This is a genomic window from Methylobacterium soli, assembly GCF_008806385.1.
Taxonomy (GTDB): Bacteria; Pseudomonadota; Alphaproteobacteria; order Rhizobiales; family Beijerinckiaceae; genus Methylobacterium; species Methylobacterium soli.
Map to the genome: position 1 here is coordinate 87,084 of NZ_VZZK01000018.1, position 14,850 is coordinate 101,933.

Annotated in this window: 14 protein-coding genes; 3 read left to right on the top strand and 11 right to left on the bottom strand. The window is 71.8% G+C overall.

Annotated elements, in window-relative coordinates:
• The first annotated feature begins 339 nt into the window (after positions 1–339).
• Positions 340–633 (top strand): DUF2218 domain-containing protein, encoded by a 294-nt coding sequence (locus tag F6X53_RS17625; protein ID WP_151001501.1) that lies wholly within the window; start codon positions 340–342, stop codon positions 631–633.
• 74 nt (positions 634–707) lie between these two features.
• Positions 708–1,970: an aminopeptidase gene (locus F6X53_RS17630; RefSeq protein WP_238296659.1), complete on the top strand. Its 1,263-nt coding sequence runs from the start codon at positions 708–710 to the stop codon at positions 1,968–1,970.
• Between the two features lie 54 nt (positions 1,971–2,024).
• Here F6X53_RS17630 and F6X53_RS17635 read toward each other — a convergent pair whose 3' ends face one another.
• From F6X53_RS17635 to F6X53_RS17675, 9 genes are all read right to left on the bottom strand, one after another.
• Complete coding sequence (locus F6X53_RS17635; protein ID WP_151001502.1) at positions 2,025–2,789, bottom strand: DUF1223 domain-containing protein; 765 nt, start codon at positions 2,787–2,789, stop codon at positions 2,025–2,027.
• 1 nt (position 2,790) lies between these two features.
• On the bottom strand, positions 2,791–3,807 hold the full coding sequence (locus F6X53_RS17640; RefSeq protein ID WP_151001503.1) for a lipid A biosynthesis lauroyl acyltransferase: 1,017 nt from the start codon (positions 3,805–3,807) through the stop codon (positions 2,791–2,793).
• 82 nt (positions 3,808–3,889) lie between these two features.
• On the bottom strand, positions 3,890–4,912 hold the full coding sequence (locus tag F6X53_RS17645; protein WP_151001504.1) for a zinc-binding dehydrogenase: 1,023 nt from the start codon (positions 4,910–4,912) through the stop codon (positions 3,890–3,892).
• 126 nt (positions 4,913–5,038) lie between these two features.
• The gene (locus F6X53_RS17650; RefSeq protein ID WP_151001505.1) at positions 5,039–5,338 is read right to left on the bottom strand and encodes an SH3 domain-containing protein; all 300 of its coding nucleotides are present in this window, start codon (positions 5,336–5,338) and stop codon (positions 5,039–5,041) included.
• An 8-nt stretch (positions 5,339–5,346) separates the two neighbouring features.
• On the bottom strand, positions 5,347–6,123 hold the full coding sequence (locus F6X53_RS17655; RefSeq protein ID WP_151001506.1) for an SDR family NAD(P)-dependent oxidoreductase: 777 nt from the start codon (positions 6,121–6,123) through the stop codon (positions 5,347–5,349).
• Positions 6,120–7,418 carry a beta-ketoacyl-ACP synthase gene (locus F6X53_RS17660; protein WP_151001507.1) on the bottom strand — a complete coding sequence of 433 codons (1,299 nt, stop codon included), beginning with the start codon at positions 7,416–7,418 and terminating at the stop codon, positions 6,120–6,122. Before F6X53_RS17660 ends, F6X53_RS17655 begins: the two co-directional genes overlap by 4 nt.
• 42 nt (positions 7,419–7,460) lie before the next feature.
• The gene (locus F6X53_RS17665; RefSeq protein ID WP_151001508.1) at positions 7,461–8,591 is read right to left on the bottom strand and encodes a beta-ketoacyl-ACP synthase; all 1,131 of its coding nucleotides are present in this window, start codon (positions 8,589–8,591) and stop codon (positions 7,461–7,463) included.
• Positions 8,588–9,064, bottom strand: coding sequence for a 3-hydroxyacyl-ACP dehydratase FabZ family protein (locus tag F6X53_RS17670; protein ID WP_151001509.1), 477 nt, complete (start codon positions 9,062–9,064; stop codon positions 8,588–8,590). The genes F6X53_RS17665 and F6X53_RS17670 overlap by 4 nt, the downstream gene beginning before the upstream one ends.
• 46 nt (positions 9,065–9,110) lie before the next feature.
• The gene (locus F6X53_RS17675; protein ID WP_151001510.1) at positions 9,111–9,419 is read right to left on the bottom strand and encodes an acyl carrier protein; all 309 of its coding nucleotides are present in this window, start codon (positions 9,417–9,419) and stop codon (positions 9,111–9,113) included.
• A 344-nt stretch (positions 9,420–9,763) separates the two neighbouring features.
• Here F6X53_RS17675 and F6X53_RS17680 point away from each other — a divergent pair, with 344 nt between their 5' ends.
• On the top strand, positions 9,764–10,882 hold the full coding sequence (locus F6X53_RS17680; protein WP_151001511.1) for an AI-2E family transporter: 1,119 nt from the start codon (positions 9,764–9,766) through the stop codon (positions 10,880–10,882).
• A gap of 81 nt (positions 10,883–10,963) precedes the next feature.
• On the opposite strand, the gene F6X53_RS17685 is transcribed toward F6X53_RS17680, so the two are convergent.
• Positions 10,964–11,647 carry a metal ABC transporter permease gene (locus F6X53_RS17685; RefSeq protein WP_151001512.1) on the bottom strand — a complete coding sequence of 228 codons (684 nt, stop codon included), beginning with the start codon at positions 11,645–11,647 and terminating at the stop codon, positions 10,964–10,966.
• Between the two features lie 180 nt (positions 11,648–11,827).
• Positions 11,828–14,527, bottom strand: coding sequence for an aconitate hydratase AcnA (gene acnA / locus F6X53_RS17690; RefSeq protein WP_151001513.1), 2,700 nt, complete (start codon positions 14,525–14,527; stop codon positions 11,828–11,830).
• Positions 14,528–14,850: the final 323 nt, after the last annotated feature.

Here is a 14,850-nt window from a genome sequence, read left to right on the forward strand (position 1 = left end):
TTCGAGAGCGTGCGGGACGGCGAGGCGCCGCCCATCCACAGGGCGGAGACCGGATCGGGGACGGGCCGCTCCGTTGGCCGGAAGGGTATTGTGCAATGCACAAAACAGGGTCAGGATAGGCGACCGAGACAGGCCGGGCGTGATTGCCCGGCACCGTGGAGCGGTCGGGATTTCCGGGCCAGGGGCGCATCGATGTGCGTTATCGAGACCTTAACGGCTTTCGCCAAATCCTCGCGGCCCGTGCTCGCGCCGGCCCCGATGCGGGACGGATGGCACGCCGCCCGCATGAGCTGCCGCTCCGACGAATCGCACGCGTGATCGAGACAAGGAGACGATTCCATGCCCACCTCACAGGCCCGCGTCCAGACCGCCGAGGCCAGCCGCTACCTGCAGCAGCTCTGCCGCCACTGGAGCCACAAGTTCCCGGTCGAGAACACGCCGGAGCACGGCACGGTGCCGTTCGGCGAGGACCGGGTCTGCACCTTCGAGGCGGAGCCGGATGCTCTTCTGATGCGCGTCGTGACGGCGGACCCGGCCGGCCTCACCCGCCTGGAGAACGTGGTCTCCGATCACCTGATGCGCTTCGCCTTCCGGGAGAATCTCGGCGAGATCACCTGGTCGCGCGCCGCTTGAAACGGCCGGTCTCGCACCGATCTTGCTCCTGATCTCGTGCGTGAGATCGGCCCGGTACGCGAGGTTTGGCCCCCATGACGGCTCCGATGACCCTGAAGCCCGCCGACCTGCCCTTCGCGGAGCGTCTCGACCGCCTGGCCGAGGTCGCGGTGCGGGTCGGGCTGAACCTGCGCCCGGGCCAGGAACTCGTGATGACGGCGCCCCTCGACGCGGTGCCGCTCGCCCGGGCCATCACGGTCCAGGCCTACAAGGCCGGCGCCTCCCTGGTCACCACCCTGTTCGGCGATGACGCCGCGACCCTCGCGCGCTTCGCCCACGCGCCGGATTCGGCCTTCGACACGGCCGCCGGCTGGCTCTACGGGGGCATGGCCGAGGCGTTCCGCGCCGGCGCGGCGCGGCTCGCCATCAGCGGCGACGATCCCTCGCTGCTGGCGGGCCAGGATTCCGACAAGGTCGCGCGGGCGAACCGCGCCCGTTCCAAGGCCTACGTGCCGGCCCTCGAACTCATCGCCAACTTCGCCACCAACTGGACCATCGTGTCGGCCGCGACGCCCGCCTGGGCCCGCACGGTCTTCCCGGACCTCGCCGAGGACGAGGCCGTGGCCAGGCTCTGGGACGCGATCTTCGCGGCCTCCCGGGTCGACGGGCCGGACCCGATCGCGGCCTGGGAGCGCCACAACGCGGACCTCCACGCCCGCACCGTCTGGCTCAACGACCAGAATTTCGCCGCGCTGCGCTTCCGCGGCCCCGGCACCGACCTGACGGTGGGCCTCGCCGACGACCACGAATGGTGCGGCGGCGCCTCGACCTCGCGCTCCGGCATCCTCTGCAACGCCAACATCCCCACCGAGGAGGTCTTCACCACGCCCCACAAGGCGCGGGTGGACGGCTCCGTGACAAGCACGAAGCCCCTCTCCTACCAGGGCACCCTGATCGACGGCATCCGGGTGCGCTTCGAAGGGGGACGGATCGTCGAAGCCACGGCGCGCACCGGCGCCGACGTCCTGGCCCGGGTCCTCGACACCGATGCGGGCGCCCGCCGCCTCGGCGAGGTCGCCCTGGTGCCGGCCTCCTCGGCGATCTCGGCCTCCGGGCTCCTGTTCTACAACACCCTCTACGACGAGAACGCGGCGAGCCACATCGCCCTCGGCCAGGCCTACAGCAAGTGCTTCCGCAACGGCGGCGCCGATTTCAGCGAGGCCGACCTCGCCGAGCGCGGCGCCAACCGCAGCCTGATCCATATCGACTGGATGATCGGCTCGGCCGAGATCGACGTCGACGGCCTCGCGGCCGATGGGCGCGCCGTGCCGGTGATGCGCCGGGGCGAGTGGGTCTGACGCCCGCGCGCCGGCCATTTCCATCCGTGAGCCGGGGCTCTGCCGCGCGGCTCCCTAGAGCCCCGGTCCCTTCGCGGCACCCCAGATCCGGCCCGGGCGCCCGCCGGCAGCGCTCTGGACCACGATGACATAGGTATCCGCCTCGCCGATCCGGGCGGCGCTCCGGAGAGCCTCGAACCGTGCCGGCTGGCCGGTCCAGGTGCCGAGGCGGTGGAGGCCGCGCGCGACGTTGACGTAGACGACGACCCGGCCCTTGTTCTCGCCGCGCTCGACCGAGACCGGCCGGTTGCGCAGGACCGGGATCAGCCAGACCTCGCCCCGGGCGGCCGGATCGGCATCGGCGCCGATCTCCACCACGATGCGCTCGCCGTGCTCCTCGCTCGCCACCGGCACCCGCAGGATGTTGAGCGCCCGCGCCTCGCGCAGGATCCGCTCGACGTTGGGCCGGTCGGAGGCGACCGCCACCGCGCCGCCATTGACCACCGCCTGCGGGGTGTAGACCTGCCGCTCGCCACGGGCGCTGGCATAGGCCCGCTGCCGCTCGCTGAACGGCGCCAGGGCGAGGGTGTCCTTCCAGCCGAGATAATCCCAGTAGGTGACCGGGAAGGTGAGGGCCAGGATCCCGGGGCGCCGGGCCAATTCGCCGAGCATCTGGTCGGCCGGCGGGCAGACGGCGCAGCCCTGGCTCGTGAAGAGCTCGACCACCGCGCGCAGCGGCTCGGCGGCCGCGGCGGGGCAGGCGGATGGAAGGAGGGCCGGGCCCAGGCCGATCAGGAACGCCGCGAGGCGGGCGCGGGGCCGAGGAGCGTCCGACGTCATGTCATGAGAACGCACGGGCGGGCGCAACCGACTTCACGTTGCCTTGAGCGGCCTCCACGGGTGTCCCGGGCTGATCCGCCCCCTTCGGCTTCGGCAGCATGGCCGGGCGCCAGCGCCGGTGCATCCACAGCCACTGGCCCGGATTCTCCCGCACCCAGGCCTCGACCTCGGCGGTCATCGCCTGCATGGCGCCCTGCACGTCGATGGCGCCGCTGGCGTCCCGCGGCAGGTCCAGGGGCGGGCTCAGCTCCAGGCGGAAGCGCACCCCCGGGCGCCGGACCACCCGGGCGCCGTGGACCGGACAATCGTAGTGGCGGGCGAGCTTGGCGAGAAGCGGGTTGGCGAGGCAGGGCTGGCCGAAGAACGTCACCACGACGCCGCGGGTGAAATGCTGGTCGATGAGCTGCCCGAGATGGCCGCCGCGCTCCACCACCCCCTGCATGGCGAAGGCGGCCCCCGGACCGGCGGCCGCGAGGCCCCCCATGGTCTCGCGCCGCACCTCCTGGACGAGGCGCGCGGCGGCCGGGTTGTTCGGGGGGCGGAACACCGCGGTCGTCTCGAGCCCGAACTTCGCCGCGCAGATCGCGGGCAACTCCCAGTTGGCGAGGTGGGCGGAGAAGACGAGGCCGGGTCGGCCGTCGTCGCGCAGGGCGTCGAAATGGTCGATCCCCTCGACCTCCATGCGCTGGGTCGCGGCGACCGCCGGGTCGTAGTCGAACAGGGTGGCGAGGTGGGCGTATTCCGCGCCCGTGCGGCCGAGATTGTCCCAGGCCTCGCGGGCGATGGCCCCGATCTCGGCCTCGCTCCGCTCGGGGAAGGCGGCCCGCAGATTCGCGATCGCGGTGCGGTGGGCCGGGAGCCGGGGGCCGAGGGCGCGGAACAGGGCGCCGCCGAGATGGCTCGCCCGCTCGGGCCCGAGGGCGCGGGCGAGGAGGAAGAGCCCGCGGATCAGCGGGATCATGGCGAAGCCCGCCAGCCGGGGCAGGTTCCGTTTCAGGATCAGGGCAAGGCGCAGCAACGGGGTTCTCTGGGAGGGGGCGTCCCGGCCATGCCGGAGGCCTATCCGCTTAGATCATTTCCGTGTCACTGGGGAGATGGGCTCAGAGCGTCACGAGGATCTTGCCGAAGACCTTGCGGGATTCGAGCCGCTCCAGGCCTTTCGCGAAGTCGGCCAGGGGATAAACCGTGTCGACGACCGGCACCAATCCCTCCGCCATCTTGCCCAGCGAATCGCGGATGTTGCGGATCGAGCAGCCGAACGACCCCGTGATGCGGTACTGTTGCTGGAATAGCTGCATCAGGTTCATCGTCGTGGAAACCCCGGAGGTCGAGCCGCAGGTCACGAGGCGCCCGCCGCGCTTGAGGCAGAGCAGCGAGCCGTTCCAGGTGTCGGGGCCGACATGCTCGAACACCACGTCGACGCCCTTGCGCTTGGTCAGCCGGCGCACCTCCCCCTCGAAGCGCTCGTCGCGGTAATTGATGACGTGGTCCGCCCCGAGGGCGGCGGCCTTGGCGCCCTTCTCGTCGTCGCCGACCGTGGTGAAGATTGTGCAGCCGATGGCCTTGGCCATCTTGATCGCGGCGGTGCCGATCCCTGAGCCGCCGGCATGGACCAGGATGCTCTCGCCGGGCTCGAGGCGCGCATTGTCGAACAGCATGTGCTGCACCGTCCCGAAGGCGACCGGCGCGCAGGCGGCGTCCGTGAAGCTGACGCCGTCCGGCACCCGCACCACGAGGCGGGCCGGCATGGTCACGATCTCGCGGGCGAAGCCGTCGATGTGGAAGCCCATCACGCCGGCGACCTCCTCGCAGAGGTTGTCGCGCCCCTCGCGGCAGGCCCGGCACCGGCCGCAGGTTTGGGCCCCGTAGAGGGCGACCCGGTCGCCGGCCGCGAGGCCCTCGACGCCCGCCCCGACCTCCACGACCTCGCCCGCCGCCTCGGCCCCGACGGTGAGCGGCAGCCGGCGCTTGGCGAAGGCCATGCCGCGAAAGCCCCAGACGTCGATGAAGTTGAGCCCGACCGCCCGCACCCGCACCCGCACCTCGCCGGGCCCGGGTGCGGGCGGCGCCTCGACCTCGGTCAGGCGCAGGTCGCGGTCGCCGAAGAGCTGGAGGGCTTGCATGGGCTGTTCCTGTGGGGGCCGGGGGCGCGGATGCGGCTTTTAAGGCGGAGGCGCGTCCGCGCCCTCCGGAGCCGGGCGGATCTGGCGGCCGTCATACCAGGGCGCCCCCGCGCATCAACCCGGAGGTCATTCCGGCGCGAGATAGCGCCGCCGGGCCCAGCCGAGGGCGCGGCCGAACTTGACCCGGCACCAGGTGGTGCGGCTCGGGGTGTCGTTGGTGCAGCCGAAGCCGAGCACGCGGCGGCCGACCGGGATTTCCCCGATGACGGCCGCGCCGGCATCCGGCTCCTCGCGGATGCTGAGGCTCTCGCCCCGGCCGAGCCCATCGACCCGGAACGCCTCCTGGTCGGCGAGCGCCGGCCCGGCGAGCGGGAGGGCCGAGAGGATGAGGACCGGAAGGGGGATGAGGCCGAAGGGCAGGCGCATGGACCGGCTCAGCTGCGGTGCACGCCCATCATGGCGGTGAGGCCGCCATCGACGGGCAGGACCGCCCCGGTGATGTAGGACGCCCCCGGCCCCATCAGGAAGGCCGCGAGCGCCGCGACCTCGTCGGGTTCGGCGAAGCGCCCGGCCGGGATCTGGCGCTCCATGCCGTCGCGGTGGGCGGCGTAGGGGGCCATCATCTCGGTGTCGATGAAGCCCGGCGCGATCACGTTGACGGTGACGCCGCGCTTGGCCGACTCGATCGCGAGGGTCCGGCAATAGGCGATCAGGGCGCCCTTGCTCGCCGCGTAGGCGGCGTTGCCGGCATTGGCCTGCAGGGCCGCCACCGAGCCGATCGCCACGATGCGCCCGCTGCGCGCCCGGATCATGCCGCGCACCATCGCCTTGGCGATCTGGGTCAGCGACCAGAAATTGACCTGCATGGCCGCCTCGCCCCGGTCCTGGGACAGCATGGCGGCCAGCGCGTCGTAGGATTGGCCGGCATTGTGGACGAGGCCGTGCCAGGTCTCGCCCTCCAGGCCCTCGCAGAAGGCCGTCAGGGCCGCGCGGTCGGCGAGGTCGAGGGCCCGGCTCTCGATCCGGCGCCCTGGATGCGCCTCGGCCAGCTCGGCCCTCAGCGCCTCGGCCTTCCCGGCCGAGGAGCGATAGGTGAAGAGGACGTCGTGGCCGGCCCCGCAGAGCGCCCGCACGATGGCGGCGCCGAGGCCGGTGGCGCCGCCGGTGACGAGGACGCGGCCGGCGGCGCGCTGCGCGGGGGCGGCGCTCATGCGGGTTCGGAGCCCAGGACCAGGCAGGTGTTCTGGCCGCCGAACCCGAAGGAGTTCGACAGGACCCGCTCCACCCGCGCGTCGCGGGCGTCCGCCACCACGTCGAGGGGGATCGCCGGGTCGGGCACCGCGTAGTTGATCGTCGGCGGGATGCGCCCGTGCCGGATCGTCAGGAGCGAGACCACGGCCTCGATCGCGCCGGCGGCCGTGAGCGTGTGGCCGATCATCGACTTGTTGGAGGAGATCGGCAGCTGCCCCATGCGCGGGCCGAACACCGCCATGCAGCCGAGCGCCTCCATCTTGTCGTTCTCCGGCGTCGAGGTGCCGTGCGCGTTGATGGTGTCGATCCGCTCCGGCCCGAGGCCGGCATCGTCGAGGGCGGCCTGGATCGCCGCGATGATCGGGGCGCCGTCCGGGCTCGACCGGGTGCGGTGGAACCCGTCGCCCTTCTCGCCGCAGCCGAGCACGTAGCCGAGGATCGTGGCGCCACGGGCTCTCGCGGCGGCGGCATCCTCGAGGACCAGGGCCGCCGCGCCCTCCCCCATGACGAAGCCGTCGCGGTTCTTCGAGAACGGCTTCGAGGCCGCCTCCGGCACGGCGTTCTGGGTCGAGAGGGCGGAGAGGAGCGAGAACCGGATCAGCGATTCGGGGTTCACCGAGCCGTCGGTGCCGATGCAGAGGGCGGCGCTCATCTCGCCGCGCCGGATCGCCTCGACGCCGAGCTGGATCGCGGTGGCGCCCGACGAGCAGGCGGTCGAGAGCGAGATCGGCGAGCCCTTGGTGCCGAAGCGGTCGGCGATGCGGTCGGCCACGGTGCCGAAGATGAAGAGGTCGTGCCAGGGGTCGAAGCGCCGGGTCGCGGCCGCCCGCTGCAGCCCCGCATAGGTCACGGCCGTGGTCTCGCCCGAGGCCTCGGCCAGCGCCTGGCGCTGGGGCCATTCCATCTCGACGGGGGGCACGGCGATGAAGAGCGCCCCCGGGAAATCGCCCGCATGGCCGATCCCCGCCTGGGTGATCGCCTCCTCGGCGGCGGTGGCGGCGAAGCGCTCGGACAGGGCCGGGGCGACCATCGGCTCGGCCGCGAGGAAATCGACCGTGCCCGCGATGGTGGTGCGCAGCCCCTCGGTGGGGAAGCGCGCGATGGCGTGGATCCCGGAGCGCCCGGCGGTGAGCGCCGCCCAGTTCGCCTCCTGGCCCTGGCCGAGGGAGGTGACGATGCCCATCCCGGTCACGGCGACGAGGGGCCGTCCCTGGGCATCCGAATCGCGCGCGTCGCGGTGGGGATCTCGTGTCATGGCGTCGTCTTACACTGCTTCCGCGTCGGCCGCTCTGCCGCTTCAGGCCGCGCTGAGCCGCAGCACGCCCTCGCCGCGCCGGTGGCCGATTGTCGTGACCGCGACCTCGGTGAGCCCGGTCTCGGCCACGAGGCCGGCCGCGAGCGCGGCGCCGAAGGGCGCCGCGACCTCGAGGCCGTGGCCGATGAGATCGCCGAGCGCCGTCACGGGCGCGTCGGGCGCGAGGCCGCCGAGGCGCTCCCGCTCCTCGGCGGTGATCGGCGCGACGCCGGTCGCGCCCGAGATCACGGCATCCGGATGCCGGAGGCCGGCGCGGTGCCACAGGGCCGCGAGGCTCGCCCCCACGCTGCCGGGCTCGCGCCGGGTCCGGTCGCTGGCCACCGGCCCGAGGCGGGCGAGCGCGCGGGCGCCGCGGGCGCGTGCGGCCTCGGCCGCCTCCAGCACCAGGAAGGCCGCGCAGCTGCCGAGGATGAAGCCGCCCTCGCCCGCCCGCTCGAAGACGGGCCGGAAATCGGGCGTCTGCAGGAAGCCGCCCATCTCGTGGATGACCATCACGTCCGGCCGCTCGGCGCTGTAGGAGCCGCCGACCAGCATCGCGTCGATCTGGTTCGAGGCGATGCGCGCCTGGGCGATCCGCAGGGCGTCGACGCCCGCCGATTCCTCGCCCATGAAGGTGCGGGACGCCCCCGTAACGCCGTGCACGATGGCGATGTTGCCCGCGAGCAGGTTCGAGAGCTGCGCCAGGAACAGGGTCGGGCGGAGGTCGTTCTGCAGGCGCTCGTTGAGGTAGGCGCCGGGATCGGCCGCGTCGCGCAGGCCCGTCAGGATCGCGCCGTCGACCGCGTAGTCGCGCTCGCCCCCGCCCGCCGCGACGACGAGGTGGAGATTGGCCTTGAAGGCCGCGTCGTCCTTGCAGCCCGCGGAATCGAGGGCGAGCCCCGCCGCGTAGACGCCGAGGCGCTGCCACGCCTCCATCTGGCGCTGGTCGGATTTCTTCGGAATCTGCCCGTCCCAGGCGAGCGCGGGCGCCGGGTGCACCGGATAGGGCGCGTAGGTCTGCGCGTCGATGCGCGGCGGCGCGTTCGCGGCCAAAGCCGCAAGATGCGGGCCGAGGCCCTCGCCCGCGCAGGAGACGAGGCCGATGCCCGTGACGACGACGTCGCGCCCGCTCACGGCGCCACCCCGCCCGCGTCCTCCATCGGGAGGCCGATCGCGCGGGCCCGGGCGCGCATCGGCGCGTCGAGCCCGTCCGGGAACGGCATGGTGCGGAAGCGCAGCTCGGCATCGGCCAGGAGCTTGCCCGCGTGCCGGATCGTCGCCTTGGTCACGGCGTAGCCCGAGCCGTCATGCTCCAGGCTCGCCGCCACGTTGAGAGTGGCGCCCGGGCCCACGAAGGACCGGAAGCGCGCCTTGTCGACCGCCATCAGGAAGGGCATCTGGGCAAATCCGAGATGGGCCAGGACGAGGTATCCGGAGGCCTGCGCCATGGTCTCGGCGAGGAGCACGCCCGGCACCAGCGGGTGGCCGGGGAAGTGCCCCTCGAAGACCGGGCTCGCATCCGGCACCACGGCCAGCGCCTCGATCCGGCCGGCGGCCCGATCGAGATGCACGACCTGATCGATCATCTCGAAATATTCGAGGCGCATGGGGCGGGTTCGGTGCGCGGAGGAAAAGGCGAACGGATCGCGGCGCTCAGGCCTTGGCCTTCTCGGCCACCAGGCCGTCGATGCGCGCGCAGAGGTTCTTCAGCACGAAGTATTCCTCGGCCGGCACCTTGCCCTCGTTGACCTCCTGGGTCCACCGCTCCAGCGGCAGCTTGATGCCGAAGGCCTTGTCGACCGCGAAGGCGATGTCGAGGAAGGCCAGCGAATCGATGCCGAGATCGTCGATGGCGTGGCTCTCGGGCGTGATCTTGTCGCGCGGGATGTCGGCGGTGTCCGCGATGATGTCGGCGACCCGGTCGAAGGTCGCGCTCGTGCCGGTGATGGGCTGGTCAGACATGCGTTCTCGCCGTGTTCCTGAAGACGTCGCCGGGCGGGAACACGCCCCGCGCCGGGCGCAAGCGGCCCGGCGCCCCCCGGGATCATGCGCGCATCAGGGGGCCGCGCGGCGGCCCCTCATGGGCCGCGACCTCTACACGAGGGGGTCCGGCCCGGCAACCTTGCTGAGACAGGCGCGCGAACCGGCCTCCGCGCGCCGCCCCGCCGCCCCGCGCCCCGCTCCGATCCGCGCTCCTCCGGGGCGCCGTCCCGCGCGGGCGGCCTTGCAGGGCGCGGTTGCGCCCTAGATGCGTGCGGGGCGGGGCCGGCCGAATGCCGGGCGGCCCCCTTCGGAGAAGCTCGGTGATGGATCGGACATTGCGCGCGGCGAACGATCCCGGGCCGCGGGATGAGGGAGCTCGGGCCCGCTCCCAGGGCGCCGCCCGCGTCGCCCTCGTGCTGGCGCTGGCGCTGCTCGGCCTCTGGATCCTGCACGGATTCCTGCCCGCCCTCGTCTGGGCGGTGATCCTCGCCATCGCGCTCGGGCCGCTCTATGCCCGGGCCGAGCGGCGCTGGCCGCCGAGCGGCCACAACATCCTGCTGCCGGCCCTCGCCACGCTCGTCGTCGCGCTGGTCTTCCTCGCCCCCCTGGTGGTGCTCGGCGTGCAGGCGGGGCGCGAGGCGCATGACGTCCTGGATTTCCTGCGCTCGGCCGAGACCAACGGCATCCCGGTGCCGGACGTCCTGCAGCGCCTGCCCTTCGGCGCGGCCCAGGCCACCGCCTGGTGGACTGAGAACCTGAGCCATCCGGAGGCCGGCTCCGCGCTGCTGCACCGGCTGGACAATTCCTCGGTGATCGGGCTGTCGCGCAATTTCGGCCGCGAGGTGGTGCGCCGGGCCGTCCTGTTCGGCTTCACCCTCGTGGCCCTGTTCTTCCTGTTCCGCGACGGCCGCGCGGTTGCGAGCCAGGTGCTCGTCGCCTGCAACAGGCTGTTCGGCCCGCGCGGCGAGCGGGTGGCGCGGCAGATGGTGGCCTCGATCCACGGCACCGTCGACGGCCTCGTCCTTGTCGGTCTCGGCGAGGGCGTCCTGCTCGGGGTGGTGTATTACTTCGCGGGCGTGCCGCACCCCGTCCTGCTCGGGGCGCTGACGGCGATCGCCGCGATGATCCCGTTCGGGGCGCCCCTGGTCTTCGGGATCGCCGCGCTGGTCCTGCTGGCGGGCGGATCGGTAATGCCCGCCATCGTGGTCGTCGCGGCGGGCCTCGTCGTCACCTTCGTGGCCGACCATTTCGTGCGCCCGGCGCTCATCGGCGGCACCACGAAGCTGCCCTTCCTGTGGGTGCTGCTCGGCATCCTGGGCGGCGTCGAGACCTTCGGGCTCCTGGGCCTGTTCCTCGGGCCCGCCGTGATGGCGGCCCTGATGCTGCTGTGGCGGGAATTCACCGAGAACCCGGCCGAGGACAGGTCCGAGCACGCGGCGTGAGCGGGGCCGGGCACGCATCCGCGCCCGGCCCGCCGATCGGCCGATCTCACATCTCGACCGCTCTCACCATGTCGGCCGATCTCACATGGGCGGCGTCAGGCCGTCCTTGCCGACCGCGACGAGCTTGCCGGCGAGCGTCTCGCCGTCCCGCGTCACCACGGCGAAAACCTTGGCGCCGGGCTTGAGGACCGCCTTGTCGGCGGGCTCGAAGGCCACGATCGGCGCCTGCGGCGGCACCGCGATCTGCTTCGCGCCGTCCTTGTCGTAGGTCACCGTGAGCATCTTCTCGCCGGACGCGCCGCTCGTCTTGGCGACCGTCCCGTTGGTCATGGCGCTCTTCACCTTCGGACCCGCGGCGGATTCCGCCTTCACGGTGCCGTTGGTCATGGCGCTCTTCACCTTGGCGCCGCCGGCCGCCGTGTGGTCGGTGATCGCGTCCCAGGCGTAGTGTCCCTCGCCGGTGCCGCGCATGGATTCGGGGAAGATCACGACCTCGAGGGCGGTCGGCGGGTTCTCGCCCTTGGTGGCGGTGCCGATGAAGACGCCGTCCTTGATCGCGTCGAGGCTCGACTTCACCACCGAGACCACGCCGGCTCCGCCAAGCTGCACCGTCGCGGACTTGCCCTCGTCGGTCTTGATCGTGACCGTGTTCGCGTCGGCGCTGTCGATCGTGCCGCGCACGCGCTCGAGCTGCGCCGCCGCCGAGGCCGCGCCGGTCAGGGCCAGCAGGCCGGCGGCCGCCAGGACCGTGGTGATACGTGACATGGAGATCTCCCGGGTTGAACCAGCCGGGGAGATGGCGCGCCGGAGCCCGCAAACCAGGGTTGCGCGCAACAAATTGATGCGCAACCGTCTTAAGTGTCCCTTAGGAATCGGAACGGCCGCGCGGGGCGCGGCCGTTCGATCTCGGGCGGGCTGACCCGCGCCGTGCGGGCCGGGGGCGCCTCAGGCCGCGAGGGAGCGCAGCACGTAGGGCAGGATGCCGCCGTTGCGGAAATATTCGAGCTCGTCGAGGGTGTCGATGCGGCAGGTCAGCGGTACCTCCTGCGTCGAGCCATCCGCCGCGGTGATCTGGGCGATCAGGGTCTGGCGCGGCTTCAGCTCGCCCGCGAGCCCCTTGATCGTGACGGTCTCGTCGCCCTTGAGGCCGAGGGAGGCCCAGCTCGTCTCGCCCTGGAAGACCAGCGGCACCACGCCCATGCCGACGAGATTCGAGCGGTGGATGCGCTCGAAGCTCTCCGCCACCACGGCGCGGACGCCGAGCAGCTTGGTGCCCTTGGCCGCCCAGTCGCGCGACGAGCCGGTGCCGTATTCCTTGCCGGCGAAGACGACGAGCGGCGTGCCGGTCTCGGCGTATTTCTGCGCGGCGTCGTAGATGTACATCCGCTCGCCGGAGGGCTGGAACAGGGTCCAGCCGCCCTCGACCACGTTGCCGCCCGCGTCGCGGACCATCTGGTTCTTGATGCGGATATTGGCGAAGGTGCCCCGCATCATGACTTCGTGGTTGCCCCGGCGCGTGCCGTACTGGTTGAAGTCCTGCACCCGGACCTGATGCGATTGCAGGTAGGCGCCGGCCGGCGAGGCCGCCCGGATGTTGCCGGCGGGCGAGATGTGGTCGGTGGTGATCGAGTCGAGGAAGAGCCCGAGGATGCGGGCGTCGACCACGTCGGTGACCGGTGCCGGCTCCTTCTGCATGCCCTCGAAATAGGGCGGGTTCTGCACGTAGGTGGAGGTGGAATCCCACGCGAAGGTCTCGGCCTCCGTCACCTCGACGGCCTTCCAGTAATGGTCGCCGCCGAACACGTCGGCGTAGCGCGACTTGAAGAGCTGCGAGGTGATGTTGCGCTCGATGAATTCCTGGACCTCGGCGGAGGAGGGCCAGATGTCGGCGAGGTAGACGGGCTTGCCGTCCGGGTCGGTGCCAAGCGGCTCGGTGGTGATGTCGATCTGCATCGAGCCGGCGAGCGCGTAGGCGACGACCAGCGGCGGCGAGGCGAGGTAGTTCGCCCGCACGTCGGGATTCACCCGGCCCTCGAAGTTGCGGTTACCCGAGAGGACGGCCGCCGCCACCACGTCGTTGTCGTTGATCGCCTTCGAGATCGGCGCCGGTAGCGGGCCGGAATTGCCGATGCAGGTGGTGCAGCCGAAGCCCACGAGGTTGAAGCCGAGCGCATCGAGCGGCTTTTGCAGGCCGGCGCTCTCCAGGTACTCGGCCACCACCTGGCTCCCCGGCGCCAGCGAGGTCTTGACCCAGGGCTTCGAGCGCAGGCCGCGGGCGACCGCGTTGCGGGCCAGAAGCCCGGCGCCGATCATCACGCTCGGGTTCGAGGTGTTGGTGCAGCTCGTGATCGCGGCGATCACCACGTCGCCGTGGCCGATGTCGAAATTCGCGCCCTCGACCGGGTAGCGCTTGGGCAGGTCGGCGGCCTTGCGGAACTCGGTCTCCATGGACTGGGCGAAGCCGGGCTTGGCGCCGTCGAGGAGAACCCGGTCCTGCGGGCGCTTCGGGCCGGCGAGCGAGGGGCGCACGTCGCCCATGTCGAGCTCGAGCGTGTCGGTGAAGACGGGGTCGGGCGTGTCGGCATCGCGCCACATGCCCTGCGCCCGGGCGTAGGCCTCGACCAGCGCGATGCGCGCGTCCGAGCGGCCCGTGACCGTCAGGAAGTCGATGGTCTTGCGGTCGACCGGGAAGAAGCCGCAGGTGGCGCCGTATTCGGGGGCCATGTTCGAGATGGTGGCCCGGTCGGCCACCGCCATGTCGTCGAGGCCGGGGCCGTAGAACTCTACGAACTTGCCCACCACGCCCTTCTTGCGCAGCATCTGCGTGACGGTGAGGACGAGGTCGGTGGCCGTGGTGCCCTCGGGCAGCTTGCCCGAGAGCTTGAAGCCGACGACCTCCGGGATCAGCATCGAGAGGGGCTGACCGAGCATCGCGGCCTCGGCCTCGATGCCGCCGACGCCCCAGCCGAGCACCGCGAGGCCGTTGACCATGGTGGTGTGCGAATCGGTGCCCACCAGGCTGTCCGGATAGGCGAGGTCCGTCCCGTCCTCGGACTTGGTCCACACGGTCTGCGATAGGAATTCGAGGTTCACCTGGTGGCAGATGCCGGTGCCGGGCGGCACCACCGAGAAGTTGTCGAAGGCCGACTGGCCCCATTTCAGGAAGGTGTAGCGCTCGCCGTTGCGCTCGTATTCGAGGGCCACGTTGTCGGCCAGCGCCTTCGGGGTGCCGAACTCGTCGACGATGACCGAGTGGTCGATCACGAGATCGACCGGCACCAGCGGGTTGATCTTCTGCGGGTCGCCGCCGAGCGCCACCATGGCGTCGCGCATGGCCGCGAGATCGACCACCGCCGGCACGCCGGTGAAGTCCTGCATCAGCACGCGCGAGGGCCGGAAGGCGATCTCGGTCTCGGTCTTGCCGCGGTTGCCGAGCCAGGCGACGGTGGCGTCGATGTCGCCCTTCTTGACCGAGCGGTCATCCTCGTAGCGCAGCAGGTTCTCCAGGAGCACCTTCATGGAGAACGGCAGGGCGGCCGCATCGGAGAGGCCGTTCTTCTCGGCCTCCGGGATGGAGTAGTAGGTGTAGGTCCTGTCGCCGACCGTCAGGGTCTGGCGGGACTTGAAGCTGTCGAGCGATGCCACGGCTAGTCTGATCCTCGCTGGCGTTTGTCGAACACGCGCAGGCATAACCTGCGCCACGAAACTCGTGTTCGGCTGATCTCGCGCCGTTGCCGGCGCGCGCCGCCCCGGGGGTGCCCGGGCAGGATGATGCGCGAGGGGCGAATTGGACGCCCGATGGGTCGCGCGGCGCAGCCTGGGGCCCGTATAGAACAGTTCGAAACTCGCCGCTACCGGGTGCGGATGACAGCTGCGCGCGGGTGTCCGGCGGCGGTGCCCTCATACGGCGCGCCGGGCTTGCGTAGACGCTGGCGCCGGCGCGCCGTATGAGGGCACCGCCTCCCGGG

What these genes read in the sequence shown, in the direction of transcription:
- F6X53_RS17625 (WP_151001501.1), top strand. Translation starts at nt 340, where the DNA reads ATGCCCACCTCACAGGCCCGCGTCCAGACCGCCGAGGCCAGCCGCTAC.
- F6X53_RS17630 (WP_238296659.1), top strand. Translation starts at nt 708, where the DNA reads ATGACGGCTCCGATGACCCTGAAGCCCGCCGACCTGCCCTTCGCGGAG.
- F6X53_RS17635 (WP_151001502.1), bottom strand. Translation starts at nt 2,789, where the DNA reads ATGACGTCGGACGCTCCTCGGCCCCGCGCCCGCCTCGCGGCGTTCCTG.
- F6X53_RS17645 (WP_151001504.1), bottom strand. Translation starts at nt 4,912, where the DNA reads ATGCAAGCCCTCCAGCTCTTCGGCGACCGCGACCTGCGCCTGACCGAG.
- F6X53_RS17650 (WP_151001505.1), bottom strand. Translation starts at nt 5,338, where the DNA reads ATGCGCCTGCCCTTCGGCCTCATCCCCCTTCCGGTCCTCATCCTCTCG.
- F6X53_RS17655 (WP_151001506.1), bottom strand. Translation starts at nt 6,123, where the DNA reads ATGAGCGCCGCCCCCGCGCAGCGCGCCGCCGGCCGCGTCCTCGTCACC.
- F6X53_RS17660 (WP_151001507.1), bottom strand. Translation starts at nt 7,418, where the DNA reads ATGACACGAGATCCCCACCGCGACGCGCGCGATTCGGATGCCCAGGGA.
- F6X53_RS17670 (WP_151001509.1), bottom strand. Translation starts at nt 9,064, where the DNA reads ATGCGCCTCGAATATTTCGAGATGATCGATCAGGTCGTGCATCTCGAT.
- F6X53_RS17675 (WP_151001510.1), bottom strand. Translation starts at nt 9,419, where the DNA reads ATGTCTGACCAGCCCATCACCGGCACGAGCGCGACCTTCGACCGGGTC.
- F6X53_RS17680 (WP_151001511.1), top strand. Translation starts at nt 9,764, where the DNA reads ATGGATCGGACATTGCGCGCGGCGAACGATCCCGGGCCGCGGGATGAG.
- F6X53_RS17685 (WP_151001512.1), bottom strand. Translation starts at nt 11,647, where the DNA reads ATGTCACGTATCACCACGGTCCTGGCGGCCGCCGGCCTGCTGGCCCTG.